This is a genomic window from Paenibacillus solisilvae, assembly GCF_042656405.1.
GTDB lineage: Bacteria > Bacillota > Bacilli > Paenibacillales > Paenibacillaceae > Paenibacillus_Z > Paenibacillus_Z solisilvae.
Genome location: NZ_JBHSOW010000005.1, coordinates 59,560 through 83,304, shown reverse-complemented (window position 1 = coordinate 83,304; position 23,745 = coordinate 59,560). Strand labels below are relative to the sequence as shown.

20 protein-coding genes and 7 pseudogenes are annotated in these 23,745 nt (G+C 47.3%); 18 read left to right on the top strand and 9 right to left on the bottom strand.

Going from position 1 to position 23,745, the window contains the following annotated elements:
* Window positions 1–294 precede the first annotated feature (294 nt).
* Window positions 295–612 carry a hypothetical protein gene (locus ACFPYJ_RS00865; RefSeq protein WP_379186134.1) on the bottom strand — a complete coding sequence of 106 codons (318 nt, stop codon included), beginning with the start codon at window positions 610–612 and terminating at the stop codon, window positions 295–297.
* Window positions 613–801: 189 nt separating this feature from the next.
* On the opposite strand from ACFPYJ_RS00865, the pseudogene ACFPYJ_RS00860 reads away from it, so the two are divergent.
* From ACFPYJ_RS00860 to ACFPYJ_RS00850, 3 genes and pseudogenes are all read left to right on the top strand, one after another.
* Window positions 802–1,215 (top strand): annotated as a pseudogene (locus tag ACFPYJ_RS00860) (pentapeptide repeat-containing protein); the annotation flags it as partial.
* A gap of 1 nt (window position 1,216) precedes the next feature.
* Window positions 1,217–1,369 (top strand): annotated as a pseudogene (locus ACFPYJ_RS00855) (ATP-binding cassette domain-containing protein); the annotation flags it as partial.
* Window positions 1,370–1,769: 400 nt separating this feature from the next.
* Window positions 1,770–1,907 carry a hypothetical protein gene (locus ACFPYJ_RS00850; RefSeq protein WP_379186133.1) on the top strand — a complete coding sequence of 46 codons (138 nt, stop codon included), beginning with the start codon at window positions 1,770–1,772 and terminating at the stop codon, window positions 1,905–1,907.
* A gap of 121 nt (window positions 1,908–2,028) precedes the next feature.
* Here ACFPYJ_RS00850 and pdxR read toward each other — a convergent pair.
* Window positions 2,029–3,463 (bottom strand): annotated as a pseudogene (gene pdxR, locus ACFPYJ_RS00845) (MocR-like pyridoxine biosynthesis transcription factor PdxR).
* Window positions 3,464–3,823: 360 nt separating this feature from the next.
* On the opposite strand from pdxR, the gene ACFPYJ_RS00840 reads away from it, so the two are divergent.
* Window positions 3,824–4,975 carry a benzoate/H(+) symporter BenE family transporter gene (locus ACFPYJ_RS00840; protein ID WP_379186132.1) on the top strand — a complete coding sequence of 384 codons (1,152 nt, stop codon included), beginning with the start codon at window positions 3,824–3,826 and terminating at the stop codon, window positions 4,973–4,975.
* Between the two features lie 282 nt (window positions 4,976–5,257).
* Here the strand turns inward: ACFPYJ_RS00840 and ACFPYJ_RS00835 are convergent, their stop codons facing one another.
* The 5 genes and pseudogenes from ACFPYJ_RS00835 to ACFPYJ_RS00815 all read right to left on the bottom strand — a co-directional run.
* Window positions 5,258–5,494 carry a DNA cytosine methyltransferase gene (locus ACFPYJ_RS00835; protein ID WP_379186158.1) on the bottom strand — a complete coding sequence of 79 codons (237 nt, stop codon included), beginning with the start codon at window positions 5,492–5,494 and terminating at the stop codon, window positions 5,258–5,260.
* Between the two features lie 14 nt (window positions 5,495–5,508).
* Complete coding sequence (locus ACFPYJ_RS00830) at window positions 5,509–6,507, bottom strand: aldo/keto reductase (protein ID WP_379186131.1); 999 nt, start codon at window positions 6,505–6,507, stop codon at window positions 5,509–5,511.
* 134 nt (window positions 6,508–6,641) lie between these two features.
* Window positions 6,642–7,457, bottom strand: a complete 816-nt coding sequence (locus tag ACFPYJ_RS00825) for an SDR family oxidoreductase (RefSeq protein ID WP_379186130.1) — start codon at window positions 7,455–7,457, stop codon at window positions 6,642–6,644.
* Window positions 7,458–7,997: 540 nt separating this feature from the next.
* Window positions 7,998–8,675, bottom strand: coding sequence for a TetR/AcrR family transcriptional regulator (locus ACFPYJ_RS00820; RefSeq protein ID WP_379186129.1), 678 nt, complete (start codon window positions 8,673–8,675; stop codon window positions 7,998–8,000).
* A 928-nt stretch (window positions 8,676–9,603) separates the two neighbouring features.
* Window positions 9,604–9,933: pseudogene (locus ACFPYJ_RS00815) on the bottom strand (hypothetical protein); the annotation flags it as partial.
* Window positions 9,934–10,225: 292 nt separating this feature from the next.
* Between ACFPYJ_RS00815 and ACFPYJ_RS00810 the strand changes: the two are divergent.
* Together ACFPYJ_RS00810 and ACFPYJ_RS00805 are read left to right on the top strand one after the other, a co-directional pair.
* Window positions 10,226–10,306, top strand: a pseudogene (locus ACFPYJ_RS00810) (cytochrome ubiquinol oxidase subunit I); the annotation flags it as partial.
* Window positions 10,300–10,555, top strand: a pseudogene (locus ACFPYJ_RS00805) (cytochrome d ubiquinol oxidase subunit II); the annotation flags it as partial. The pseudogenes ACFPYJ_RS00810 and ACFPYJ_RS00805, both read left to right, overlap by 7 nt.
* A 251-nt stretch (window positions 10,556–10,806) precedes the next feature.
* On the opposite strand, the gene dapA reads toward ACFPYJ_RS00805, so the two are convergent.
* Window positions 10,807–11,670 (bottom strand): 4-hydroxy-tetrahydrodipicolinate synthase, encoded by an 864-nt coding sequence (gene dapA, locus ACFPYJ_RS00800; protein ID WP_379186128.1) that lies wholly within the window; start codon window positions 11,668–11,670, stop codon window positions 10,807–10,809.
* 51 nt (window positions 11,671–11,721) lie between these two features.
* The gene (gene hisC, locus ACFPYJ_RS00795; protein ID WP_379186127.1) at window positions 11,722–12,834 is read right to left on the bottom strand and encodes a histidinol-phosphate transaminase; all 1,113 of its coding nucleotides are present in this window, start codon (window positions 12,832–12,834) and stop codon (window positions 11,722–11,724) included.
* Between the two features lie 218 nt (window positions 12,835–13,052).
* Between hisC and ACFPYJ_RS00790 the strand changes: the two genes are divergently transcribed.
* From ACFPYJ_RS00790 to ACFPYJ_RS00735, 12 genes and pseudogenes are all read left to right on the top strand, one after another.
* Complete coding sequence (locus ACFPYJ_RS00790) at window positions 13,053–13,697, top strand: bifunctional 4-hydroxy-2-oxoglutarate aldolase/2-dehydro-3-deoxy-phosphogluconate aldolase (RefSeq protein ID WP_379186126.1); 645 nt, start codon at window positions 13,053–13,055, stop codon at window positions 13,695–13,697.
* Window positions 13,698–14,945, top strand: a complete 1,248-nt coding sequence (locus ACFPYJ_RS00785) for a cysteine desulfurase (protein ID WP_379186125.1) — start codon at window positions 13,698–13,700, stop codon at window positions 14,943–14,945.
* A 15-nt stretch (window positions 14,946–14,960) separates the two neighbouring features.
* Entirely contained in the window at window positions 14,961–16,472 is a 1,512-nt protein-coding gene (locus ACFPYJ_RS00780) for an aminotransferase class I/II-fold pyridoxal phosphate-dependent enzyme (protein ID WP_379186124.1), read from the top strand.
* An 8-nt stretch (window positions 16,473–16,480) separates the two neighbouring features.
* A pseudogene (locus tag ACFPYJ_RS00775) lies at window positions 16,481–17,401 on the top strand (COX15/CtaA family protein).
* A 179-nt stretch (window positions 17,402–17,580) separates the two neighbouring features.
* The gene (cyoA, locus tag ACFPYJ_RS00770) at window positions 17,581–18,501 is read left to right on the top strand and encodes a ubiquinol oxidase subunit II (protein WP_379186122.1); all 921 of its coding nucleotides are present in this window, start codon (window positions 17,581–17,583) and stop codon (window positions 18,499–18,501) included.
* A 20-nt stretch (window positions 18,502–18,521) separates the two neighbouring features.
* Entirely contained in the window at window positions 18,522–20,510 is a 1,989-nt protein-coding gene (locus ACFPYJ_RS00765) for a cbb3-type cytochrome c oxidase subunit I (RefSeq protein ID WP_379186121.1), read from the top strand.
* A complete protein-coding gene (gene cyoC, locus ACFPYJ_RS00760; protein WP_379186120.1) occupies window positions 20,510–21,136 on the top strand; it encodes a cytochrome o ubiquinol oxidase subunit III in 627 nt (208 codons plus the stop codon). The genes ACFPYJ_RS00765 and cyoC overlap by 1 nt, the downstream gene beginning before the upstream one ends.
* Window positions 21,137–21,463, top strand: a complete 327-nt coding sequence (gene cyoD / locus ACFPYJ_RS00755) for a cytochrome o ubiquinol oxidase subunit IV (RefSeq protein ID WP_379186119.1) — start codon at window positions 21,137–21,139, stop codon at window positions 21,461–21,463.
* A gap of 11 nt (window positions 21,464–21,474) precedes the next feature.
* Window positions 21,475–22,338, top strand: coding sequence for a heme o synthase (cyoE, locus tag ACFPYJ_RS00750; RefSeq protein ID WP_379186157.1), 864 nt, complete (start codon window positions 21,475–21,477; stop codon window positions 22,336–22,338).
* Between the two features lie 24 nt (window positions 22,339–22,362).
* Window positions 22,363–22,782 carry a FixH family protein gene (locus ACFPYJ_RS00745; RefSeq protein WP_379186118.1) on the top strand — a complete coding sequence of 140 codons (420 nt, stop codon included), beginning with the start codon at window positions 22,363–22,365 and terminating at the stop codon, window positions 22,780–22,782.
* Window positions 22,779–23,114, top strand: coding sequence for a c-type cytochrome (locus tag ACFPYJ_RS00740; RefSeq protein ID WP_379186117.1), 336 nt, complete (start codon window positions 22,779–22,781; stop codon window positions 23,112–23,114). The genes ACFPYJ_RS00745 and ACFPYJ_RS00740 overlap by 4 nt, the downstream gene beginning before the upstream one ends.
* Window positions 23,115–23,130: 16 nt before the next feature.
* A complete protein-coding gene (locus ACFPYJ_RS00735; protein WP_379186116.1) occupies window positions 23,131–23,706 on the top strand; it encodes an SCO family protein in 576 nt (191 codons plus the stop codon).
* Window positions 23,707–23,745 lie beyond the last annotated feature (39 nt).

Below are 23,745 nucleotides of genomic sequence, written 5' to 3'. Positions count from 1 at the left end.
TGATAACAGGAAGTAAATAAAAAGTAAATTTTCCCTTTTCATCAATAATTGAGCACAAATGCCTAGTTTATTTTTTCAAAATTTACAATGCTATGGACTAATGGAACTGTATTTTTGATAATATTCAAAATTGTAATTTAGGGTAATTTATAATGCTCATTGTCAAGACACGAATTTCAATAAATTAAGTTATGTCCTCCTTTGTTTGAAGTGGGTAATTCGGTCATCCGATTACGATGCTTCTGCTAATATATGTTGAGAGTAAATGTCATCAGGATTTACATTGTCCAGTGATTAATGAGGGCGGTCTGTATTATAAAATTCTACATACTGTGAAATGCCTATACGTAACTCTCTCGTCAGATCATCACTCTGTTTACTACGGCTATCGGTAATTTCGGGTTTCCTATTGTGATCACCACTTACCTCTGGTGAGCCTGTACATCTCCTTTCTATATTGGTTGCCAATGGTTGCCCCCAAGTCAAAAGGAGCTTAAAAGAAGGCTCCTTTTTTCTCATTATTTTTATGAAAATAGAAACATCCATTTCTATTACGTAATTAGGAATATCAATATAATAATGTTTCATCCCGCTCAAGACGGCTATAATCATTTAAGTGCTTCTATGGGACGCGATTCGGCAAATACATCCGCCGTCTGCTCCTTTTTGAAAAAATAAAGGCATAAATGGTGTTTATCAATCGCAAAGATATAAGCTACGAGCATAATTCCGATGCACCACGCAAGCGCGACCCTTATATCATTGCCCACCGTCTGACCTGACAGCAGCGCACGGATAGCTTGCAGCTTTTCAGCGCTTGACCTTAGAAATGCAAGCTTCAATAAAACGATTCTTGTGTGCACCAACTTCAGCTCGTCAGGGTTGAACGGAGTTAAATTTACAGGCGTAAAGCTGGCCGACGTCATATTAACGGCGACCGACCTTAGAAAAACAATCTTTGAAAACTGTATCTTTGACGGCGTGGAGTTCAAATATTCCGACCTGGGTGGGCTGTGTTTTGACGGGCAAACCTTTATCGGCGTCAAGTTTGACAAGGCGGCACTGAACGAAGTTTCGTTTAAGGGCGCGACACTCAAGAACGTGTCTTTTCCGACGTCTTCGTGGTCAAAAAAATATTACCGTGCCATCAAAACCATCTGCTTTGACGGCGCAGTCATGGATAAGCTGACCTATGCTGCCCTTAAAGGCATGGATGGTGGATTTCGAGGTGGAAAAGGGCCGTATTTTCGCCCTGCTCGGATCCAACGGGGCGGGCAAGACAACGGTTGTCAAAATCCTCACCACGCTGCTCAAACCAGATATCGGAACCGCCACCGTAAACGGATTCGATGTTGCGTCCAAACCCGAAATGGAGAATATACTAATTATATTGATCAGGCAAATGGTGGAATTGTTAATATTGGTTTGAAGGACCCTTCCATAGATGTTGAAGACATTGGTATTAAATTGGTTGGTCGCAATTCAATTATCGGAATACGATGGTAAACTTCTGAAGTAAAGGTTGAATTAACGGGTAATTTGGTTGAATGAAATTTTTGCAACCGCAACTGCTCCTTGTTTTAAGATTCAATGTCGAATAACGCGAAGGATTGCGGGTAACCAGAGAGAATTAATCGACTGAACCAACCGTCACAAGTGGATGGGTCAATTGTCAATAAATTGGACGGTTACAGAAACACTAAACATGGTTATGATAATATCCGAGCAATGCTTACCGAGACGAATATTAATTAATAGGAGGTACAAACATGAATGTTCCGGTGGGAGTATGGATAGCCGCTGCACTCATTATCATCGTGCTTGCTTGGATGACTTTCTGGGTTACAAATAAAGCCTACTCAAGAAGATGGGAAGATCATGGCAATGAAAAAGATGGGGAAATTTAGGTCTTTGGTGACCATCCATTTTAAATCATTCCTTTTTATGGAATACGTATATAGATCGATACACAAACGCGGAGATACGATCTCGGCGGTTGTTTTCTTTTATTCACCTACTCTGTAAACGTCATTCAATTAACTCACGGAGTGCTGCAGCAAATTTGGATATCCCCGGAGCAATTTCCTCTGGTTTCGGTCTGGCGAATGTAAAACGTACGTAACCAGAATCGGAACCATAAACACTCCCTGGCACAAAAATAGTTCCTTTCTTAATCGATTCCTCTAATAGTTTACCGTCGGGGATATCCGGGATCAATTTACACCATAGATGCAATCCTCCTTCTGGCACCACGTAATCGATTAGACCGGGAAGCTCCTTTTCTAAGGATTCGATGAGCAAATCCCGTTTAAATTGCAGTTGCATACGAAGACTATCCAAATGAGGATCAAAATAGATGGTTGTAAAAATTGTCCCGCTACCTGCTGTGGGATGATGCTTAATCAAAAATCCATCTGTTGTCTGGCATCCGCAAGCCGTTCCACAATGGAATGAGGTGCTACCATCCACCCGATCCGTAAGCCAGAAGCGGCAATCTTGGAGAACGAGCCGATATATAGAACCGAGCCCACGGAATCCATTGATTTGAGCGCCTGAGGAGGATCAACATCATAAGACGTCAGGCTGAATGGATCATCTTCTACAATAGGAAGACCTAATTCGCTTGCCAAATCAAGAAGACGTTTGCGCCGCTCAGAACTTAGTACCGTTCCTGATGGGTTCTGGTAATTCGGATTCAAGAACACCATCTTGATTCGGTGCTTTTTGTATAAAGCGCGAATATCATCTGGCTGTACGCCATGATTGTCGACTGGTAGGCGGAATAAACGAAGTCCCGCCGATTGGAACATAGGCAGTGAATAGCAGTAGGAAGGATCTTCTATTGCAACAGCATCACCAGGAGACAGAAGACATTGTGTTATTAAATATAACGATTGCTGAGATCCTGATGTAATTAGAATGGAGGATTCCGTTGTCTGGATTCCTCGATAATTCTGCAGATAATCAACTAAAGCCTGTCTTAATGGAATCGAACCTTGGGGGTTGTCGTAACCCAAATAAGAGGTATATCCGTGTTTACTCATTAACGTAGCGATTTCATCTGTTGGAGCTAAATCAGCCGATAGTTCACCGCTCGCAAAATCGATCAGTGAAGGATATTGAACAAGTGCTTCACGGATCCTCCGCATAAACGGTAAGTTAGGAAGAAAGCTTCCTCCTTCGGCAAACCGGCTCCAGTTTGGGGTATGCTTTGGAGTCGCCCCCCATTTGGATGTACTAACTCGCGTTCCGCTGCTAGTACGGCTTTCGATAATTCCCATGGATCGAAGCTCCGCGAATGCCGAAATAATGGTGCTGCGTTCACATCAAGTTGTTCGGCTAGTTTCCGTTCGGAGGGAAGTAAACTGCCCGGAGGAAATTCCCCGTATGAAATTCTTTGCTCGAGATGGTCGGCAATTTGCTCGTAAAGAGCTTTTTTATTACTGCGATCAGGCTTCCACATTTTATAATCCCCTTGAGTAGTCAGATCTAACCAAACCAGACAAATTTGAATTTTATAATACCACTTATTTATCAAAATTAACCGACTTTTTCGTCAATATCATTTAGCATTCTGTGGATGGTATCTCTCCCTTTCAATTGGATGGTTTAATATCATTGCCTTTTTATTATCATGATAATAATTGAGAGATCGAGGATTTTAAACGAATCCTTTCCTGATGCTTGATATATCAGGATTTTTCAATACTGTGTATCCTTTATGTCCAAAAGTTAATTATGAAATGGCAGCAGAAACCCCATGAAAGTGGATGTCGACATGTTTTTAAGTTCCTCTTATGATAATAAGCGGGAGGTGGTTATCGTGGGCACAAAAACGATAATGACCGGTTTTATGTCTGCTTTGCTGGCTTGTACCGGTGGAGCAATAATGGTTGTTCAAGCAGCGGAAACTGCTGGGTTATCCAAAGGTGAGCTTGTCTCATGGTTCACCTCGGCATATGTTATTGGAGGTTTATTGAATCTGTTGTTGACCTTGAAATACAAGGTCCCGTTTGCCGGCGCTCACTCCATTACGGCCACTGCTTTCCTAGGTACAACTGCTATCGGTTTTTCCTATCCCCAACTGGCGGGTGCATTTGTGATGTCGGGAGTACTTATTCTGTTGGCGGGAGTCTCCGGAATATTCGCAAAAGTAATAGATTTTATACCCAAACCATTAATTGACGCATTGCTGGCAGGAGTTCTGCTATCTTATGTCATTGGAATCATTCCTGCAGCCGTTGAGTTACCATATGCCGGACTATTAGCCGGAATAGGGTACTTCTTGATACCTAGAGTCTCCAAAAGATTACCTCCGGCATTGTGCTCACTTCTTCTGGGTCTAATTGGACTGAGCTTCGAATACCGGTATCCTACCTTGCCGCATGTTGAGTTTATTCCTCCATTAACAGTGATCCCTCACTTCACAATGGAAGGCTTATTGTCGATTGCGGTTCCGATGTCTGTGTTAATCTTGAGTAACGATCTTGCAGTAGCGCTTGCATCGTTGAAAGGCAATCAATTTCATCCCCCCGTGAATAAAATTCTGACGGCATCCGGGTTTGCAAGTATAGTCGCAGGTCTGTTTGGGGGGAACGCTGCGACTGTCGGAGGATTGATGAGCGCCCTCTGCAGCAGTGCGGAAGCGGGACCCAAGGGAAAAAGATATGGGGCGGCCCTCATTTCGAGTCTGATTGTCATAGGCTTTGGTGCCTTGTCATGGAGAGTGATTGATATGATCAATGCATTGCCGTCCCCATTTGTAACCATGATGACAGGATTCTCATTAATGGGGTTATTTCTTAAAGGGCTGAAGAGCTCTTTCTCAGATAGGGTCCTGTTCATACCCGTGCTTGTAACCTTTTCAATAGCCGCGCTCCATGTCAATATGCTGTGTGTCTCAACGCCAGTCTGGGCGTTATTGGCCGGTATGGCTATGTTGAAGTTACTGAAGAGGAGGAATGTAACACCGTAATATGTGAAAACTCGAAACCAACCTTAGTCCGGCTTTTTCTGGATTAAGGTTGGTTCATTTTATTTCTCATTTATTTCAAGATCACTTGAAGGTTCGAAATAAAGGTTTCGTTCTCCTCCATTGTACCGATGGAAACCCGGATATGCCTAGGCAAGCCCCGTGCCATCTTTTACGCCTAGGTTGATGTTTGCAATAAAAAATGACAAAAGACCCCAAATCTGAAGATGTGGGGTCTTGAAATTATTGCTTTCCAACTATATACATGCCAAAGACAGGCTGTCACTACAAATTTAAAGTCAATTGTTTTTCGAATTTATCGTTCAACTTCAGATCAATCTTTTTCGCAATATTTTCTGCCATAAGGGGAGGAACCGCATTTCTAATTTGTATGAAAATGGATGTTCGCGGCCCTTCAAAAAAGAAATTGTCCGGGAACGACTGTAACCTGGCGGCTTCCCGGACCGACAGCGACCTACGTTGTCGGTGAAACGTACTTCCTGTCTTGTATTGATTCCGGATACTGGGCTAATTGATTATAGGGTGAGTTGCGTCATTAAGCCTTTGGCATAACGGTCACCCGATGCGACTCCAACGGGGGCAACTTCGTCGAACTTGGCCAACTCTTCTTTAGACAGAATGATATCCGCCGCGGCGACATTTTCCTCCAGATACTTAATCCGTCGGGTACCGGGGATCGGGACGCCACCCTGTGCGATGGTCCAAGCCAAGGCCAATTGGGAGGGCTTAACTCCCTTCTCTTTAGCGATGAGGCTGATCGCCTCGACGATACGCATGTTGGACTCTAAATTTTTTCCGCTTAGCCGAGGGTCATAGTTACGGAAGTCGGTAGGGTCGAGCTGATCGACCTTAAGCTGACCGGTCAGGAACCCACGTCCTAGCGGCGAGTAAGGAACAAAGCCAATGCCCAACTCGCGCACCGTCTCTAACACGCCGTTTGACTCCACACCGCGCTCGAATAGGGAATACTCGGTCTGAACGGCAGTGATGGGGTGAACAGCGTGAGCTCGTCGGATTGTGCCAGCAGATGCCTCAGACAGACCGATGTGGCCAATCTTACCGTCCGTGACCAGTTTGCTCATCGCCGTGATTGTTTGCTCGATCGGTACCGTCGGATCGATGCGGTGAAGATATACGAGGTCGATATAATCCGTCTTCAACCGGCGTAGCGACCCCTCGATTGCCCCGATGATATTCTCTGGTCTGCCATTCACGACAGGTATGCCGTCGACGATTTTGAGCTGGCCGTCATCAGTGTGGCCGAATCCGACCTTGGTCGAAATGACTACACGGTCACGAATGCTTGCGAATGCGCGTCCAAGCAGTTCCTCGTTGTGGAAAGGCCCATAAACCTCTGCTGTGTCGAAGTAAGTGATACCGAGCTCGATGGCACGACGAAGCGTAGCCAAGCTCTCCTCGTCGTTACTCGGGCCATAGGTCGTACTCATGCCCATGCAGCCCAAGCCCTCTATACTCACTTTTAGACCCTGTGTTCCCAATTCGACTGTTCTCATTTTTAGTCTCCTTCCATTTCTCAAAGTTAAGGACTCCACGCTGCAGCGGGCTGTCTGCCGATACGACCTCCGCGATATCGCCGTCTTCGCAATAGACGCCTCCTTTGCCGTTCACGTTGAAATCGTGAGAAGGCTTATACAAACATTTGCGCCGTATTTTTCACGTATGCCTCGTCGCCTGCCTGATTTCTCATCTCAATAGCTGATCTGGCGTCTTCTCCGATTACGTATCGGAGCTGGTCTGAGTCGTCCGTCGCCGCCTGATAGATGACCGCGGCAACCTCCTCTGCCTGAGTAAAGTTGTTTCCTGCAAACATGGTCAACAATTTCCGGTTCATATTGTCTAGATATTCTTTGTAATCTGTCAGCGATTCATCAACGAGATGATCCATGGATCTGCTCATGAAATCAGTGGCGATGGCTCCAGGCTCGATAATCTTGACTTTTATGTTCTGTGAGGCGAGTTCATAATAAACCCCCTCGGTGAAGCCTTCGATGGCGAATTTGGTGGAATGATACAACGAACCGTTGGGAAACGTAATCTTCCCGCCCATGGAAGAGACATTAATGATAATTCCGCTCTTGTTAGCTCTAAAGTGCGGTAAGATCGCCCTAGTTGCCGCAAATATTCCGAATACATTTACCGAAAATTGTTTTTGGAGTTGTTCTTCCGTCGCCGCTTCAAAAACTCCCATTGTTCCATAGCCTGCATTGTTCAGCAGAATATCGATCCTTCCAAAGCGTGCGATGCCGGAGTTAATGGCCTCGTGGATTTCATTGCGATTCTCGACATCCAGCTTTATCACCTCAATGTTTTCCTGTCCTGTCAATTCCGTTTCCTTTTCCGGGGAACGCATCGTGGCAATCACATTCCAACCTTTATCCGCAAAAAAGCGGGCTGTTGCTTTTCCAATCCCTGAAGAAGCGCCTGTAATCAAAATCGTACTCATTTGTGATCCTCCTCAAATGGATAAATTCATTTTCAAGACGTAGTGTAGCATCAGTCAACGACAAAAGTCAAACAAATTAAACGTTATATGTAAAATTAGTTTAATTCGAATATTTCAATGACATAGAGCCAGTGAGTCAATGAGCGGGAGCTACCGTCTTAATTAAGCGGAGCTACACTGAGCTGAACCTGGGTTTAATGAAGTTTACATCACTTTTTAACTGCAAGCTTTGGCAGGTCAGCTTCACAGCTGAACGTGTGGGTCGCTGAGGAAGTATGTGGTTGATGATGCAGGAGGAAAAGTTTGAGCAAGCGACAATGTAAATTCACAAAATAAAAAAAGCAAACGAGAAGGCGTTTCAAGCGTTGCCTGCTCGGTTGCTCCCAGTTTTAGTCTCCATCAGGCTGTACTTTCGATGATGATCTTTAATTTACAAACGTTGAACAAGTTCGTCCCGTTCCGTCATCTTCCGGTTAGCAACATGCAATTCATTGCAGACGGATCGGCTATACCATTTTGCAAAAAAATGCAGTTGCGCTTTCAAAACAGGTCACGGGTAATTTTATTCGCCAAAAAATCAAGTTTGCTTGTAAATTTGGTATCGTCTACAGTATGCAGTTGCTCTGGTCTAAACAGTTGATGCTTCATCAATTGATAATAATCCACTAGAACTTGATTAAGGGTCAAGTGATAAGACATTAAAAATTTTATATCCAGCATGGCCCGGACCAGGACATTATCCTGCAAGAAGATCAGATATCCATTGAACTCATTGAATATATGTTTATTTTGTCCTTCCTGATAAAATTGCAAAATATGTTTTTCCCGCAGCCTCATCGCATCTGTCACATGGCTGTGAAGTTCCGGATACATCGCTTGCAGCTCCGTTAAGAAAACGTCTGAAATGTATGCGGCCAGTAAGAGTGATTGTTCAAACAACTGCTGAAACCCCGTTCCGTAAGATTGGCAAGTATCGCAGAATTTTACTACCAATTCATTTATATAGTCGATAAGAGAAGCCACAATACTTTCTAAAACTTCATCTTTTGAAGCAAAGTATTTATACATCGTTGCTTTGCTTACATCCATATATTTCGAGATCTCTTCCATCCGCAATGATTGGAAGCCATTTTTGACGATGATTGGAAGCACTTTATTGACTAATTTGTTTCTCATCTCTTTTTGGGGATTGGTATCGTTCCCTGTATTGGAATTCATGTTTTCGTTGCCTCCTCTGGTCTATATAGTATACATAAAAACTAAATAACAATAAAAGATTTTTACGAACTAAACGCTTTATACGAATATCGTTTGATTTATATACTTACTTGTATTATGCTTTTTCTCGTAATCAAACATGAGCAAGAAAGGAGGTTCACGAAATAAAAACCAGGCATCAGGTGTGAAATGAAAATAAAGTCTTAGACTGGACTTCCTAACTCAACTTTCGCACCTAATAAATCAGTATAAGACCACTTGCAGCCTGAACGTATGATTGATTGTATAACAAGCTTGATAAATAGAAAAACACCACTTCGTTTGGTAAAGTGAGAGTGTCGAGCTTCCACTACCACACAGAAGAGGTGTCCTCTATATGATAGAGCAAAAACAGCCATTCGATCAACTGCCAACCTAAATCAAACCAGCATTTCAGGAACTGAAAGTCATCAAACACTTGAACAACGCGGGCTTCAAGAAAAAATCCGGGTTCACCTGCGCTCAATTATTTCGGATGATTTTTGTCCTGTGAGACATGGGAGTGAAAACCTCCCTGGGCGGCGTGGAGAATGTGTGCAGTATCTGGAAATGAATGGGGCGACAACCTCCCCCTTTATTTCCGTACGCCTTCATGTTGCCAACGTCTATAATGGGGTCACTCTTCCTAACTTTCATTCCCTAAAAAAAGGATGAAATCCTGCGAATAAGCGAGCAATCGTGAGAAAATTAAATCGTACCGAGGGAGTTCAATAAAACAAACACAGTCTAGGACATTAATTTAGGCCTAGCAGGAGGGTGTGCGCCCTCCAATGAAACTTTAGTTATATACTCTACCATTAGAGATGAGGTGTACCCATGCGCCGCTCATCCAAGAAGTCATGAATCGCGGGCTTCATGTGATTGGCATGGTCAAGAACGATAACAAGCGCTACATCGTGGACGGACAACGGCTTTGCCTGAAGTCACTGTATAAAGTTGCCCGCTGGAGTTGACGTTGAATAAGAGCGGAAATCTTTTTCCCTGCCTTCGTTGCGATCTCGGTGATCAAATCAACCAATTGTTGCAGGGCGACAGCCCAATCAATCGTACCAACTTCATCGCAAAGCAAATAGAACAGTCCGCCAATGGACCGTTGGTCTGTGCTCTGTCTGTGCTGTCAGGCGAGCAATATATATCGCGTGAATACAATTGTCGTATGACTGACGAGCATGTCATACGAGCAGCCTTGCAACTCTTTTTGCAGACGCAACAAGGATCGGGTCTTTGCCCTCTCACTCCTTCGTTACGCCAACGGGTGCCGATGCAGAAGACTATGGCAAGATCGGCAGATTGGTATGTTAGAGCATCATCTGATCGAGATCAAGTATGGACACTCGCTTATGCGGGTATTGAAGTACGTCCTCCTTTTATCGCATGCCAGCGCATGTTTCGATGGAGCAAAGAGGGGAAATGTTGCACGCATTCCGGCAGAGACTGTTTGAGAAAGCGAAGGAGATTAGGAAGAGGAATACCAATTGCGTGACGACGCCTCCGTCTATGGATTCGTACATTGGTTTTATGCGGAGGTTGGCAGACAGCCATGGATTATACGAGGGTATCTCCGAGTATCCGAAGCAGCCACCACAAATCCTATGGAATTGCATTTGTGATGGTGATGTTGCAGTTCGCATTCGCATTTTACGGATACGGCCTTTCTCATCTTCCCTACCTACCTACTATACCCGTATTTGACGTTGTATGGTGGCGTGACAAATCCGGCAATGGGACGGGCACTGGTCGTTGCCTTTGCCGCGGGTTTCGTGCTGCTGGTTCCATCCCTTGTTCTTCTGCTTAGGCTGTTTCTATTCAATGCTCGATATGTGAAGGGGGTCCTGTCATGAATATATTTGATCGCCAAGATAAATGGTTGATGCGCCTCTGTTTCGTAATCGCTTTTTTACTTTTGCTATCCATCATAAGACATTTCGTTTAGGAATATCCTTTGCTAACTATCCGATTTGCCAATTTTACATATTTGTCTGAGCAGACAAGCGTTAAGAATGTAATGCTAACAAGGAGCTGTTCAACTCCTTGTTAGCTGTTACATTCAATAATGCCGCTATCGAATTTTTTTAGATTTCCTTGATGTCTCTTATAGCAGTTGAACTCCCTTTTTTGCTGTTTCGCTACTAATCGAGGTCATGGGCAGGCGAAGCCGATCTGAGCGGATATGTCCGCGCTCGGCGAGAAGCCATTTTAGCGGAGCGGGATTCGGCTCCGAAAACAGGAATTGTATAAGAGGAAGCAACTGGTCAAATCGTTGACTCGATTCCTCTATTTTTCCAGCCCGGAATAACTCATATACTTGAACGAACTGATCGCTATCCAGATTGGCGCTAGCTAAAATCCCGCCTTTCCCCCCACAGCAAAGTGAAGCGAAAAATAACTCGTCTTCTCCGCATAAGACTGGCTTGGTCAGGGAACGGGCAAGCTTAAAAGCACGCTTTATATTACCTGAACTCTCTTTCAGTCCAATGACATGATCCATCCCCATAATGGCCTTCACCGTTTCCAGCTCCAGCGATACGCCGGTACGATGCGGGATATCATATAGAATAATGGGCAGGTCTGCCTCGGCTAAAGCCTGAAAATGCTGAATAATGCCTTGCTGTGAAGGACGATTGTAATAGGGAGTAACGACGAGTGCAGCATCGGCTCCAAGAGATTTGACCCAAGTGTTTTTTTTAACGGTGGCAACGGTGTTATTGGAACCGGTGCCTACAATCAGCGGAATCTCCCCCATTTCGTTGCGCGCTGTTGAAATCAAGGTCTCCAATTCGGTTTCTTCAACGGTCGGCGATTCCCCGGTCGTTCCGTTTACTACGAGACCGTGTATCCCTTTGCTCACCAATCGCTTGACAAGTTCTTTGAACGATTTCACATCCAAATTTCCGCGTTGATTAAACGGTGTAACGATGGGAACGATAACGCCCTGTAAAGTTTGTTCTGTAAGCATAGCTTTCAGCTCCTATCTCCAGAGTTATGTTACTTAAGACATATCGGTATTTTAATTGTCGTGCGTCAAAATATCAGCCATGGCTTGAATGAACGTTGAATTCTCCTCCCTATATCCAACTGAAATGCGAAGATGGCAAGGCAGGTTCCAGATCCCTCCGAACCGTACGATGATCCCTCGGGTCATGAGGGCTTCGTATATGTGTTTTGCCTCGGCCCCGATTTCGACCAACACAAAGTTACCCATGCTTTCTACAAAAGACAAGCCCATCTCTTGAAAGGCTTGATAAAGCTGCAATTTGCCTTTCGTATTTGCTTCCAGCGTCAAACGTACGTGCTCAGCGTCATGAAGAGCAGCAGTGGCAGCGACCTGAGCCAGAGCATTCACATTAAATGGTTCTTTTACCTTGATCATTTGTTGAATGATGGTTTCGGATGCAACCCCATACCCGACTCTCAGTCCCGCCAGACCGTATATCTTGGAAAAGGTTTGCAGCACGATAACCGGGTACCCGGCACGAACAAATTCCAACCCGTTTGTATAGTCAGACGCGGTCGCAAACTGGCTGTAAGCGGCATCGAGCAATATAACGACATGTTTCGGCAAAACGTCGAGTAGGTGATGCAGAACGTCTTTCGATAGATAGGTGCCGGTCGGGTTATTGGGCGAACAGAGGCAGATCAATCTGGTCCGCGCGGTCACAGCTCCGACAATGGCGTCGATGTCGAACCGAAAGGATTCGTCAAGGGCTACCGGAACGATGGTTGCCCCCATCAGATGCGCGCCAAATTCATATTCACTAAAGGAAGGCGAACAGACAATCACTTCATCGCCCGGTTCAAGAAACGTTTCGGCGACGAGTGTGATCAACTCATCACCGCCGTTGCTGATGATGAATTGTTCCGGAATCATCTCGAGCCCTGTGGCAAGTGCTTGTCGCAAGCGGGTGGTGCTTGCATCCGGATAGCGGTGAATATCGGATAACGAGCTTGCAACAGCTTCAAGCGCTTTGGGTGATGGCCCCAGCGGATTTTCGTTTGAGGCCAATTTGATGATGTTAGATAGTCCTAATTCGTTTTGAAGCTCCCAGATCGGCTTTCCCGGCGAATAGGGAGTCATTTTTTGCAGTGTATCTCGCACCCTGATGTTGAATGTATCGTTCAAGCTTTATCCCCTCCTACATTGAAAAATTGGTCGTATGGCATGAATATAAATGGTTTCTCCCGAAAAGTAACCACCCATTTGACGATACTTATGAGCAAGCCGATTTCATCTGATCGGAAAAGCGGATGGTAAGGAAAAAACCAAGAATGGATGGTTACGCGATGCAAGATACCCGTTATATTCGGATTAAATTTACGGTGAGGGAGGGGAGCTACGTTATGAATATACTAGAACGTTTGAATAAAGAAAAAATCATGGCGATGATTCGAGGCGTGCATCCGGGTGTTGGGGATCGAACCGTTGAAGCGTTGGTGCAAGGCGGTATTCGTTTTCTTGAAGTCACAACCAACACCGAGGGAGTCTACACGCTGGTCGAACGCTGGAGAAAGGCGTACGGCCGCGATTTGCTAATCGGTGTCGGCACCGTACTGGATGCCGAGATGGCGAGACAAGCGATTGACGCAGGCGCTCAATTTATCGTTTCGCCCAATCTGGACGAAGAAGTCATTGCCTATGGCGCCAGGAATCAAGTCGATGTTTATCCCGGCGTCATGACGCCAACGGAGATCGTAAGAGCGGTCAAAGCCGGAGCGAAAGCCGTCAAGGTATTTCCGACCGGTTCACTGGGCGGCGCTGCTTATTTGAAGGAAATTCGCGCACCGCTGGATCATGTTCCGATGATCGCCTCCGGAAGTGTCGGTTTGCACAACATTCGGGAGATTCTGGAGGCTGGCGCTTTCGCAGTTGGGATAGGCGGAAACCTGGTGAATCGGCATTGGATCGAATCGGGAAATTTTGTTGCCATGCAGAAACTGGCCCAGGAATTGGTTCATATTGTTACCGACTTGCGGGAGGTGCGCTGAATGCATGTTGCGGATATCAAAAAATATTTCCCGATTTTCAATCAGCAAGTCAATGGGCACCCACTTACGTATTTGGACAGTGCAGCCTCCTCGCAAAAACCGATCCAGGTCATTGAAGCCATTAAGCGGTATTACGAACGAGATAACGCGAATGTACATCGTGGCGTTCATACGCTGAGCTCGCGTGCAACCGATGCCTATGAACAGGCGAGGGTCAAAACAGCCCGGTTTATACATGCCCGTTCAGAAAAGGAAATCGTCTTTACCAGAGGCACCACAACCGCGATTAATTTGGTCGCGAGCAGTTTTGCCAAAGCGATATGCCGAGAAGGGGACGAGATCGTCATGACGCCCATGGAGCATCACAGCAACTTGATTCCATGGCAGCAAGTCGCAGCCGCGACGGGGGCCACGCTGAGTTATATTCCGCTGCAGTCCGATGGCACGATCGATATGCAGGATGTGAAAAATACACTTTCGGAGCGGACCAAAATCGTAGCGATTTCCCATATTTCCAACGTTCTGGGCGTTGTTAATCCGGTGAAGGAAATCATCCATCAGGCACATAGGAAAGGGGCAATCGTGTTGGTCGACGGAGCGCAGAGCATTCCACATATGGCGGTGGATGTACAAGATTTGGATTGCGATTTTTATACCTTTTCGGGTCATAAGATGTGTGGACCAACCGGTATCGGCGTGTTATACGGCAAACGAGAACTGCTCCAGACGATGCAGCCGATCGAATTTGGCGGCGAAATGATCGATCATGTGGATTTGTACTCGGCAACATGGCGTGAATCCCCTTGGCGCTTCGAAGGCGGTACGCCAATGATCGCCGGGGCGATAGGGCTGGGAGCGGCAATCGATTTTTTGAACGAAGTGGGAATGGAGCATATTGAGGCGCATGACGCCGACCTTCTCCATTATGCGGTACAGCAATTGTCCTCTATCAAGGATGTTGTTATATACGGGCCGTTGGCAAACAGAAAGAGTTTGATCACGTTTAATGTCGGTTCCATTCATCCGCACGATATGGCGACCATACTGGATTCTAGCGGGGTGGCGGTTAGAGCCGGTCACCACTGCTGCCAGCCGCTGATGCGGTGGCTGGATGTTTCGGCGACCGTCCGTGCAAGTTTTTATGTATACAATACGAGAGAAGATGTCGATAGGCTGATCAATGCCATACTTCTAGCAAAGAAGCTCTTTATGGAAGATGGCGGCGACAGCAAGGATCGCGTTCTCTGAAAGGAAAGATTATGCATGGATCACCACCAAACACCGTTGTTTACAGCACTGCAGCAGCATGCCGCCCGCGATCCGCTGCAATTTCATATTCCCGGCCACAAGAAGGGGAAGGGGACGGATCCGGAATTTCGAGCCTTTTTAGGAGATAATACTTTGTCCATCGACTTGATCAATATCGTACCGCTGGATGATCTCCACCAACCGGCAGGTGTGATTCGCGAGGCTGAGCAATTGGCGGCAGATGCTTTTGGCGCGGACTATACGCTGTTTTCCGTACAAGGAACGACTGGAGCCATTATGACGATGCTGATGTCAGTTTGTTCCCCAGGCGACAAAATTATTCTTCCGCGTAATGCGCATAAATCGATTTTATCCGCTGTCATTTTTGCTGGAGCGATCCCCGTATGGGTGGAACCGGAGAAGGATGAGCGGCTTGGAATCGAGCATGGCGTGGCCCTGGCATCGATTCGGCAAGCCATTGAACGGAAACCGGATGTAAAGGCCGTACTGCTCATCAATCCGACTTATTACGGGACCAGCATTGATCTACTTCAAATGGTCGAGTTAATTCACAGTTACGACATCCCGGTTCTAGTAGACGAGGCACATGGCACGCTGCTCCATTTTCACGATCAGTTTCCGATGTCCGCAATGCAGGCGGGTGCGGATATGGCGGCCACGAGCGTGCATAAATTAGGAGGTTCGCTGACGCAAAGCTCCGTACTCAATGTAAAGGGCAATCGTGTGAACATTAAGCGCATTCGTACGTTCATGAGCATGCTGACGACCACCTCGACATCTTATTTGCTGCTCGCTTCGCTAGATGCTGCCAGAAGGCAGCTTGCATTGTACGGACAATCTTTGGCAGAACAAACGATTCGGTTGGCTCAGGATACCCGGCGCCAAATCAACGAGATTCCCGGTCTTTATTGCTATGGGGATGAAATATGTGAAAAAGAAGGGGTATTTCATTATGATCCGACCAAGCTGTGCATTCATCTGGAGCAGCTGCCTATATCCGGTTTTGCAGCGGAACAGTGGCTGCGGGAAACGAATAACATCGAAGTTGAGCTGAGCGATTTGTCGAACATTTTGTGTCTGATCACGATTGGCGATACCGAGAGAGAGGTTGAACGATTGCTTCAGGCATTGCGGCGTTTGTCGGAAACGTTCCGGCTTGGTGAAAAAGCAGTCCCCCGAGTTCCTGTTGCTGTTCCTACCGCTTCACGTTTTTTGTTATCGCCAAGAGAAGCATTTTATACACGTTCGGAGTCACTGGATCTGGACCAATCCTGCGAACGCGTTTGCACGGAATTTATCTATGTCTATCCCCCGGGAATTCCAGTCCTGATGCCCGGGCAGATGATAACCCGTGAAATCATCGATTACATTAAGCGTCATGTGGAAGCGGGCCTCCCGGTAAAAGGATCGGAGGATTCAACTCTGCAGAAGATTAAAGTTATCGTGGATGGCGCGCAGCAACATGAAGCGACCAGACCAAAAGGCAGGTATGTCATTCCCGATTAAAGAAAGAGGTGAAGGCGGTGAGCCATCTGTTTTCGTTGCGTTATCGGCTGCTGGCTTGGGCCTCTTTCATAGGTATGTTTATTGTGCTGTTAGCTGGAGCAATCGTGACCAAAACCGATTCCGGACGCGGATGCGGAAAAGACTGGCCATTGTGCAACGGCAAGTCTATTCCTGCCTATACGCTGGAATCCCTCATTGAGTACTCACATCGAATGGTCACCGGGATCGTCGGTTTCCTGGTGCTGGCCACCTTCATTTATACATGGCGTCACCACAAGCGCAGTAGGGAAGCGCTGGTGTACGCAGGTGGTACGCTATTGTTTACGGTCACTCAGGCGCTCATGGGAGCCGCTGCGGTGAAATGACCGCAGCAACCCGCTGTGATGGCGCTTCATTTTGGTATTTCGTTGTTTGCGGTTACCAGCAGTATGCTACTGGTTTTATGGATAACCCGCATGAATAAAGGAGTAGGACAAACGAAATGGAATCAAACGCCCAAGCCCATTGCTTTGACGGTATGGGGGATATGGCTTTTCTGTTATGGTGTTGTCTATTTGGGGGCCTTCATCCGCCATATGGAAGCGGATGGCGGATGTGCAGGTTGGCCGTTATGCAATGGACAAATCATTTCCTGTATGTCCGGAGCATCCGGAATTGTGTTCCTTCATCGGGTGGCTGCATTGCTCCTGTTTTTCTTCCTTGCTGTATTCTCTATCTTCGTTCGATGGAGCGAATCAGGAAGAGGGAATGGAGTGTCCTCCGAAGTCCTGTTGCTGCTTTTCCTTGTTGCTGGACAAATGGGTAGCGGCGCATGGCTGACCGTAACCATCCCTAATGCTCAGGTGTATTTATTTGCAGGCCTTCTCCACAATGGTTTGGCAACGTTGCTGTTCAGTGTGCTTACAGAATGGAAGCAACGTCAAATGTGACGTACAACTCTTCTGCCGCGCGGAGGAGTTTTTTATTGTCCCAATCATCTGATTATGTAGCAATTTATTGAACATGGTTGGTTGCATGTTACCATTCAGTGGTTGGTGACACCTATATCGTTCTCTTATACAGTGAGATTGATTCAAGAACGAAAGAAAGTCGACAGGAGCTGAGTACGATGAAATTATCGAAAGCTTGCAAGCGGTTAGCAGCAGTTCTGATGCCGATCATGCTGCTGCTCACTACCGGATGTACCCAAAACATGATCGTACTGGATCCCAAAGGGCCGATCGCCGAGCAACAGCGGGATTTGATGCTCGTCTCCTTGGTGCTGTGCTGTATCGTCATTATCCCGGTTCTCATTCTGACTGCGATCATCGTTTGGCGTTACCGCGACAGAAAGGATCGGAAAGCGGCTTATACGCCCCGTTGGGAGCACAGTATGAGACTGGAGGCCATTTGGTGGGGGATTCCAATTGTCATCATTTTAATGTTGGCGGTAATTACGGTGAAAGGCACTTACGCCTTGGAGCCTTCCAAACCATTAGAGTCGGAGCAAAAGCCGTTGACTATCCAAGTAACCTCCCTGAACTGGAAATGGCTGTTCCAGTATCCGGAACAGGGCATCGCGACAGTGAATGAGCTGAAGATTCCGCAGGGGGTACCAGTCCGGTTTGAAATTACAGCCGATTCACCGATGAATTCCTTCTGGATCCCTCAGCTTGGCGGCCAGATGTACGCGATGTCCGGCATGGCCATGACGCTGTATTTGCAGGCCGATGAGCAAGGGACCTATTGGGGCTCCGGCGCCAATTTTACGGGCACTCATTTCGCCGATATGTACTTTGATGTGGAGGCAACGTCACAGGAATCGTTTGACAGGTGGGTGGAAGGGATCAAAGACGGTTCGCCCGCATTAACGTTAGACGGGTATATGCAGTTGGCAGAACCTTCCGTCTCGCAGGTGCAGGCCTTTTCTTCCCTCCCTGAGGGGTTGTTTGAAATGACGGTGACCAAATACGCGTCGTCCCACAACCACGGGTTGTCATGGGAGGAAGCGCAAAAGTTCGAGCTCGAAGAGACGGTGGCGGGACATTAACAGCTAAGGGGGAGTTGCTTATGTGGGACGAAGTGAAAAGCTTTGCTTCCGATTTTTTTGTAACAGGCGATCCGTTGATTTATGGGGCGGATGTCAGTATCGGGTTTACGCTGATTGCCGTCGTTGCCGTATTAACGTATTTCAGGAAATGGCGATGGCTGTGGCGGGAATGGCTGACCACTGTCGATCATAAAAGAATCGGCATCCTGTATATTTTATCGGCGTTTTTGATGCTGTTCCGCGGTGGTGTGGACGCGCTGCTGATGCGGACGCAACTGGTTATGCCGGAGTTCGGCTTCTTGGCGCCGGATCATTACAACCAGATCTTTACGACGCACGGCGTCATCATGATTTTGTTTATGGCAATGCCGTTTATGTTTGGCTTGTTTAACGTGATGGTCCCGCTGCAAATCGGGGCGCGGGATGTGGCGTATCCATCTCTGAACGCGCTTAGCTTCTGGCTGTTTTTCTCCGGAGCCATGCTGTTTAACCTCTCTTTCGTCATTGGCGGATCGCCGGACGCCGGTTGGCTCGCTTACCCGCCGTATTCGGAGTTGATGTACAATCCGGGCGTCGGGCAAGACTTCTATATCTGGGGAATTCAAATTTCCGGGATCGGCAGTCTGATGACCGGGATCAACTTCATTGTGACCATTCTGAAAATGCGTGCGCCAGGCATGAAGCTGATGAAGATGCCTATGTTTCCGTGGTCAGTGTTGTCGAGCTGTATCGCGATCATTTTCTCGTTCCCAATCCTAACGGCGACGTTGGCACTGCTGTTTTTGGACCGCTACGCCGGTGCACATTTCTTCACGCTGGACGGCGGCGGCAATCCGATGATGTATATCAACCTGATCTGGATGTGGGGGCATCCCGAGGTGTACATCATTGTCCTGCCCGCGTTTGGCATTTTCTCGGAAATCGTCTCGACCTTCTCCCGGAAGAAACTGTTCGGCTACAAGTCGATGGTGTACGCGATGATGATCATTAGCATTCTATCGTTCCTCGTGTGGGCGCATCACTTTTTTACGATGGGAACGGGGGCGGATGTCAATGCCTTCTTTGCCCTGACGACGATGTTGATCGCCATTCCGACAGGTGCAAAGGTGTTCAACTGGCTGTTTACGATGTTTCGGGGCAAAATTACATTCGAAACGCCGATGTTATGGACGATCGGTTTTATTCCCTGCTTCGTGACAGGGGGACTGACGGGCGTGCTGCTGTCGGTAGCTCCAGCCGATTTTCAGTTTCATAACAGCTACTTTCTGGTTGCGCATTTCCATCATGTCATCATCGGCGGCGTTGTATTCGGCTATTTTGCCGGTTTGTATTACTGGTGGCCCAAATTGTTCGGCTTCAAGCTGAACGAGCGCATCGGCAAATGGGCGTTCTGGTTCTGGAATATCGGTTTTTATCTGTGCTTCATGCCGCAATATGTGCTGGGGCTGATGGGTATGACGCGGCGTGTCGTCACGTACGGATGGGACAAGGGCTGGTGGGAAATGAATTTGGTTTCCACCATCGGTGCTGTGCTGATGGGCATTGCATTCCTGTTCCAAGTATGGCAAATCGCGCATGGTGTAAAACATCGGGAAGCAAATCTGGATACGACAGGGGATCCATGGAACGGAAGAACGCTGGAATGGTCGATTCCTTCTCCGGCGCCGCATTACAACTTCGCTGTGCTGCCTCAAGTGACCAGCCAGGATGAGTGGTGGGAGCGGAAGCAGCGCCAGGATCAGGGAGAGCTAGTAAAGACAACGCCCCAAAAATTGGCGCCAATCCATATGCCCAAAAACTCAGGTATTCCCATTATCATGTCGGCCTGCTGGTTTGTTGCCGGCTTCGGGTTTGTGTTCCATTGGACATGGTTCATTGTCGCAGGATTAGCTGGTGTAGCGATCTGCATGCTTGCCCATTCCTTCAACTACGATACCGACTATTACATTCCGGTCGAGGAAATTGAACGTACGGAAGCGGAAGCGCGGAAAGGCAAGGTGATAGCTTAATGGCACAATCTCATTCGTCGGGATCGGTACATCAAACCGAATTTCATGCGGAGCATCACGACCATCCGGATCTGGAGGGAATGCGTACGTTCGGATTCTGGATCTACCTGATGACCGATGTGATGATCTTCGGTACTTTTTTTGCCACTTATATTGTTCTTCGCGGAAACACCAACGGCGGACCGGGAGCTGCCGAGTTGTTTGAACTAAGCGGCATCATCGCAAGCACCTTCATCTTACTGACCAGCAGCTATACCTGTGGGTTGGCACTACTGGCCATGCATAAGGGCAAACGTCGGGCATTGATTGGTTGGCTTGGCGTGACTGCCTTGTTAGGCGCGATCTTTATTGGGCTAGAAATGAGCGAATTTGCTCATCTGGTCCATGAAGGGGCAACGATGGGCACCAGCGCCTTTTTATCGGCGTTTTACACCTTGGTCGGAACGCACGGCTTACATGTGTTGATCGGGCTGGTGTGGATGATCGCTATTATGACTCAATTGGCGAGGAAGGGCATTACGCCGGTCACGAGACGCAAGGTGAATGTGATCAGCCTGTTTTGGCATTTCCTTGATATTGTCTGGATTTTCGTCTTTACGGTCGTTTATTTAATGGGGGTGAGCTAAATGGCACAACCGGATGCGACACATTCGTCGGAAGAAACGCATGGCTCGTTTAAATCGTATACAATTGGTTTTTTATGTTCCCTTGTTTTGACCGTTATCCCGATTGCCATTGTCCTGAATGGCTGGCTGGAGGGGACGGCCAACTCGGTCGCGCTGATAATAGCAGCCGTCCTGCAGCTGGCGGTGCAATTGTTGTTCTTCATGCATTTGCGCGAAGAGAAGAAGCCGCGTTACAATTTGATTTCCCTTATATTGGGGCTAGTTATTCTGCTTGTTATTGTTGCCGGATCGATGTGGATCATGATGTATAACATGGTGGCTTTATGAGTCCAAAAGCTTTGATTTCGGATTGGGTGCAACTGACCAAACCTCGCATTCTTCAGCTTAATCTGATTGCCGCATTCGGAGGTTTCTGGCTGGCATCGCGTTGGCAGGTGGACTGGGGATTGCTATTGTGGACATTACTTGGAACGGCGTTAACGATGGCCGCTTCCTGCGTGGTCAACAATATTTGGGACGCCGAACTGGATCGCAGGATGGAACGAACGAAAAAACGTCCGCTTGCGGCAGGCCGGATTCGCATCAGACATGTGATCCTATATGCCCTGATACTGGGCATCGCCGGTGAGATCATCTTGTTCGGGAAAGTAAATGCGCTATGCGGTTCGCTGAGCTTGACCGGCATGTTCGTGTATACGGTGGTCTATACGATGTGGTTGAAACGGACCTCTACCTGGAGTACGTCGATCGGCGGCATATCCGGCGCGATGCCACCGGTAATCGGTTATTGCGCATATACTAATGAAATTGATGCGGGTGCGTGGCTCTTGTTTGCCCTATTATTTCTATGGCAGCCTGCCCACTTCTGGTCGCTTGCCATTCGGCGTGTGGAGGAATATAGGGCCGCAGGCTATCCGCTACTGCCAGTGCGCAAAGGAATTCGGCGAACCAAGCTGCAAATGATTCCTTATGTTGTACTGCTGCTGCCAACTGTCCTGTTGATCTATGAATTGGACTACTCGGGCCCCGTATTTCTGATTGTATCTCTGCTCGCAGGCCTGGGCTGGGCCTGGCACACATGGCGGGGAACCGCAGCGGACCGCAATGACCAGTGGGCCAAAACGAACTTTCTCTTTTCAGTCAATTACTTGATGATTGTCTTTTTCATTATGATTTTGGATACGCCTGGGCGACCCTTTTAAATGAAGGCGGTGGGAGGCAAGAATATGAAAAAGTTAGGGATCATCATGGTTGCTGTTGTATTTGTTCTGATAACCGCCTGTTCAGGCGAGCGGTCTTCACAGAATGAGGTTGCTGAATTGGTTCAGGTGGAAATCCGAATACTTTCGGATTCCATTAAAGCGGGAATGTCCACGCAAATCGAAGCATATGTCACGCAAGGCAAACAGGCTGTTAATGACGCGCAGAAAGTGGAGTTTGAGGTTTGGAAAAAAGATCGCGACAAGCATGAAAAGATCGAAGCGACTTTGCAAGGGAACGGGATCTACACCATAAACAAAGCATTCATGGGAGAAGGCACTTACGTTGTTATCGCCCATGTAACGGCAAGGGACATGCACGTTATGCCGCAAAGGGAATTTGTGGTCAGCACAGGTAACGGAGAAGTGGAGGCGGGAGAACGATGAGGCAAATGTATGGTTTCACAGTGGCATTGACGGTGCTGCTGCTTTTGTCCGCATGCGGGCAGAAGATAGATGACACCGTGCTTCAGTCGAGCATTTCAACGCCTGCAGATGGCGAAGCGGTTGCTTTGTACAAAAAGCAATGCATGTCTTGCCATGCTACCGATTTAAGCGGCCGGGTTGGGCCCAGCCTGCAAGAAATCGGGTCCAGATTAACCGAAGAACAACTGATCATGATTATCCAAGAAGGTGAAAAGGGAATGCCTTCATATAAAAACAGGCTGGAGCAAGAAGAGATCGAAGGTTTGGCGCAATGGTTAGCCAAAATGAAATGAGAAAGGCGGGATTTATATGAAAAAAGCAGCATTGGCCGGTTTGTTGATTCTAGTCTTGATGGTGACAGCGGCATGCGGCAACGGCAAGCCGAACCAACTCAGCTACCCGGTCGAACCTTTCGCATTCATCAACCAGGACGAGCAGGAAGTTTCCTTGTCCGATTTGCAAGGAAAAGTATGGGTGGCCGATTTCATCTTTACGTATTGCGAGACGGTATGCCCGACGATGACGGCCAATATGGCCGAACTGCAGAAGCGATTGCAGTCGGCCGGCGTGGAGGCGGAACTGATCTCCTTCTCGGTTGATCCCGAGCGAGACAATCCGACTGCGTTGAAAAGCTACCTGGAAAAATTCGATGCCGATTTTACGAATTGGAGCGCTTTGACCGGTTATGAATTTGACGAAATCAAATCGTTTGTGCTGCAATCGTTTAAAGCTCCGATCGCCAAGGATGGCGCTTCCGATCAGGTGATACACGGCACCTCCTTTTATCTGGTGGATCAGTCCGGGACAGTCGTTGCCAGATATGACGGTATGGAAAACACGCCGTATGAGAAAATCATCAAAGATATTAAAGCTTTGCAGCGATAGGGGATGAGAAAGCAAAGGGGGACTGGATATGGACAGAAT

Coding starts and splice junctions, on each gene's coding strand:
- ACFPYJ_RS00825 (WP_379186130.1), bottom strand. CDS start 7,457: ATGAGTACGATTTTGATTACAGGCGCTTCTTCAGGGATTGGAAAAGCA.
- ACFPYJ_RS00780 (WP_379186124.1), top strand. CDS start 14,961: ATGGATCACCACCAAACACCGTTGTTTACAGCACTGCAGCAGCATGCC.
- dapA (WP_379186128.1), bottom strand. CDS start 11,670: ATGCTTACAGAACAAACTTTACAGGGCGTTATCGTTCCCATCGTTACA.
- ACFPYJ_RS00765 (WP_379186121.1), top strand. CDS start 18,522: ATGTGGGACGAAGTGAAAAGCTTTGCTTCCGATTTTTTTGTAACAGGC.
- ACFPYJ_RS00820 (WP_379186129.1), bottom strand. CDS start 8,675: ATGAATTCCAATACAGGGAACGATACCAATCCCCAAAAAGAGATGAGA.
- cyoD (WP_379186119.1), top strand. CDS start 21,137: ATGGCACAACCGGATGCGACACATTCGTCGGAAGAAACGCATGGCTCG.
- cyoA (WP_379186122.1), top strand. CDS start 17,581: ATGAAATTATCGAAAGCTTGCAAGCGGTTAGCAGCAGTTCTGATGCCG.
- cyoC (WP_379186120.1), top strand. CDS start 20,510: ATGGCACAATCTCATTCGTCGGGATCGGTACATCAAACCGAATTTCAT.
- ACFPYJ_RS00735 (WP_379186116.1), top strand. CDS start 23,131: ATGAAAAAAGCAGCATTGGCCGGTTTGTTGATTCTAGTCTTGATGGTG.
- ACFPYJ_RS00785 (WP_379186125.1), top strand. CDS start 13,698: ATGCATGTTGCGGATATCAAAAAATATTTCCCGATTTTCAATCAGCAA.
- ACFPYJ_RS00850 (WP_379186133.1), top strand. CDS start 1,770: ATGAATGTTCCGGTGGGAGTATGGATAGCCGCTGCACTCATTATCATC.
- ACFPYJ_RS00790 (WP_379186126.1), top strand. CDS start 13,053: ATGAATATACTAGAACGTTTGAATAAAGAAAAAATCATGGCGATGATT.
- ACFPYJ_RS00830 (WP_379186131.1), bottom strand. CDS start 6,507: ATGAGAACAGTCGAATTGGGAACACAGGGTCTAAAAGTGAGTATAGAG.
- ACFPYJ_RS00745 (WP_379186118.1), top strand. CDS start 22,363: ATGAAAAAGTTAGGGATCATCATGGTTGCTGTTGTATTTGTTCTGATA.
- ACFPYJ_RS00865 (WP_379186134.1), bottom strand. CDS start 612: ATGATTATAGCCGTCTTGAGCGGGATGAAACATTATTATATTGATATT.
- ACFPYJ_RS00740 (WP_379186117.1), top strand. CDS start 22,779: ATGAGGCAAATGTATGGTTTCACAGTGGCATTGACGGTGCTGCTGCTT.